Origin of the sequence: Aeromonas sanarellii (assembly GCF_000820085.1) — a bacterium.
GTDB lineage: Bacteria > Pseudomonadota > Gammaproteobacteria > Enterobacterales > Aeromonadaceae > Aeromonas > Aeromonas sanarellii.
The window spans coordinates 1-3,276 of record NZ_CDBN01000089.1; the positions used below are offsets into that span (position 1 = coordinate 1).

Annotated in this window: 2 rRNA genes; both read right to left on the bottom strand. The window is 52.8% G+C overall.

What is annotated here, in order from left to right:
• Positions 1-35: 35 nt before the first annotated feature.
• Positions 36-150: ribosomal RNA gene (rrf, locus tag BN1132_RS16215) — 5S ribosomal RNA — on the bottom strand.
• A gap of 83 nt (positions 151-233) precedes the next feature.
• Positions 234-3,122, bottom strand: a 23S ribosomal RNA gene (locus BN1132_RS16220).
• Positions 3,123-3,276: the final 154 nt, after the last annotated feature.

Below are 3,276 nucleotides of genomic sequence, written 5' to 3' on the forward strand. Positions count from 1 at the left end.
CCCCGCTCAAATGAGCGGGGTTTTTCGTGTTGGGTGCCTGGCAGTGTCCTACTCTCGCATGGCGAATGCCACACTACCATCGGCGCTACAGCGTTTCACTTCTGAGTTCGGCATGGGGTCAGGTGGTTCCACTGCGCTATTGCCGCCAGGCAAAATCTTCAATCTGAAAAAGCTGATTTAATTCTTCGTTCTCGGTATCTGCTACAAGCCTTCGAACACTTCTTGGGTGTTGTATGGTTAAGCCTCACGGGTAATTAGTATGGGTTAGCTCAACACGTCGCCGCGCTTACACACCCCACCTATCAACGTTGTGGTCTCCAACGGCCCTTTAGGACCCTCAAGGGGTCAGGGATGACTCATCTCAGGGCTCGCTTCCCGCTTAGATGCTTTCAGCGGTTATCGATTCCGAACTTAGCTACCGGGCAGTGCCACTGGCGTGACAACCCGAACACCAGAGGTTCGTTCACTCCGGTCCTCTCGTACTAGGAGCAACTCCCTTCAATCATCCAACGCCCACGGCAGATAGGGACCGAACTGTCTCACGACGTTCTGAACCCAGCTCGCGTACCACTTTAAATGGCGAACAGCCATACCCTTGGGACCGACTTCAGCCCCAGGATGTGATGAGCCGACATCGAGGTGCCAAACACCGCCGTCGATATGAACTCTTGGGCGGTATCAGCCTGTTATCCCCGGAGTACCTTTTATCCGTTGAGCGATGGCCCTTCCATTCAGAACCACCGGATCACTATGACCTACTTTCGTACCTGCTCGACCTGTCCGTCTCGCAGTTAAGCTGGCTTATGCCATTGCACTAACCTCCTGATGTCCGACCAGGATTAGCCAACCTTCGTGCTCCTCCGTTACTCTTTGGGAGGAGACCGCCCCAGTCAAACTACCCACCAGGCACTGTCCGCGAGCCCGATTCAGGGCCCTGCGTTAGAACATCAAACATACAAGGGTGGTATTTCAAGGACGGCTCCAGCGCAACTGGCGTCACGCCTTCAAAGCCTCCCACCTATCCTACACATGTAGGTTCAATGTTCAGTGCCAAGCTGTAGTAAAGGTTCACGGGGTCTTTCCGTCTAGCCGCGGGTACACCGCATCTTCACGGCGAATTCGATTTCACTGAGTCTCGGGTGGAGACAGCATGGCCATGGTTACACCATTCGTGCAGGTCGGAACTTACCCGACAAGGAATTTCGCTACCTTAGGACCGTTATAGTTACGGCCGCCGTTTACCGGGGCTTCGATCAAGAGCTTCGCTTGCGCTAACCCCATCAATTAACCTTCCGGCACCGGGCAGGTGTCACACCCTATACGTCCACTTTCGTGTTTGCAGAGTGCTGTGTTTTTGATAAACAGTCCCAGCCATCTGGTCACTGCGACTCCCGTCAGCTCCATCCGCAAGGGACTTCACCAACAAGAGCGAACCTTCTCCCGAAGTTACGGTTCTATTTTGCCTAGTTCCTTCACCCGAGTTCTCTCAAGCGCCTTGGTATTCTCTACCCGACCACCTGTGTCGGTTTGGGGTACGATGACTTGTAATCTGAAGCTTAGAGGCTTTTCCTGGAAGCAGGGCATCAATGGCTTCCGCACCGTGGTGCGTTCGTCTCGTGTCTCAGTGTTGTGTCTGCGGATTTGCCTACAAACACCACCTACGCACTTTCACCAGGACAACCGTCGCCTGGCCCACCTAGCCTTCTCCGTCCCCCCATCGCAATTACAAGTCGTGCAGGAATATTAACCTGCTTCCCATCGACTACGCCTTTCGGCCTCGCCTTAGGGGTCGACTCACCCTGCCCCGATTAACGTTGGACAGGAACCCTTGGTCTTCCGGCGAGGAGGCTTTTCACCCCCTTTATCGTTACTTACGTCAGCATTCGCACTTCTGATATCTCCAGCATACCTCTCGATACACCTTCGCAGACTTACAGAACGCTCCCCTACCACTCACGCTTAGCGTGAATCCGCGGCTTCGGTGCCTGGTTTGAGCCCCGTTACATCTTCCGCGCAGGCCGACTCGACTAGTGAGCTATTACGCTTTCTTTAAATGATGGCTGCTTCTAAGCCAACATCCTAGCTGTCTGAGCCTTCCCACATCGTTTCCCACTTAACCAGAACTTTGGGACCTTAGCCGGCGGTCTGGGTTGTTTCCCTCTTCACGACGGACGTTAGCACCCGCCGTGTGTCTCCCGGATAGTACTTACTGGTATTCGGAGTTTGCATGGGGTTGGTAAGTCGGGATGACCCCCTAGCCCAAACAGTGCTCTACCCCCAGTAGTATTCGTCCGAGGCGCTACCTAAATAGCTTTCGGGGAGAACCAGCTATCTCCGAGTTTGATTGGCCTTTCACCCCCAGCCACAGGTCATCCCCTAACTTTGCAACGTTAGTGGGTTCGGTCCTCCAGTTGATGTTACTCAACCTTCAACCTGCCCATGGCTAGATCACCCGGTTTCGGGTCTACACCTTGCAACTAGACGCCCAGTTAAGACTCGGTTTCCCTACGGCTCCCCTATACGGTTAACCTCGCTACAAAATGTAAGTCGCTGACCCATTATACAAAAGGTACGCAGTCACCCCGAAGGGCTCCCACTGCTTGTACGTACACGGTTTCAGGTTCTATTTCACTCCCCTCACAGGGGTTCTTTTCGCCTTTCCCTCACGGTACTGGTTCACTATCGGTCAGTCAGGAGTATTTAGCCTTGGAGGATGGTCCCCCCATATTCAGACAGGATGTCACGTGTCCCGCCCTACTCGATTTCACATCAAGGTTGTTTTCGTGTACGGGGCTATCACCCTGTATCGCCGGCCTTTCCAGGACCGTTCCACTAACTTCCAAGATGCTTAAGGGCTAATCCCCGTTCGCTCGCCGCTACTGAGGGAATCTCGGTTGATTTCTTTTCCTCGGGGTACTTAGATGTTTCAGTTCTCCCGGTTCGCCTCGCTACGCTATGTATTCACGTAGCGATACCTAGCTTATGCTAGGTGGGTTTCCCCATTCGGAAATCCGTGAGTCGTAATGTCTCTTACCGACTGCTCACGGCTTATCGCAGGTTAGTACGTCCTTCATCGCCTCTGACTGCCAAGGCATCCACCATGTACGCTTAGTCACTTAACCATACAACCCCAAGAAGTGTCGTCGAAACGGCATTCAAGTTGCTGTACAACAAGGACCAAATAAAATTTGGTTTTCGCCAAGAAGTTTCCAAAGCACTTGTAACAAATGTTTGAGAACTACTTTTTAAATCAGCTTTCCAGATTGTTAAAGAGCA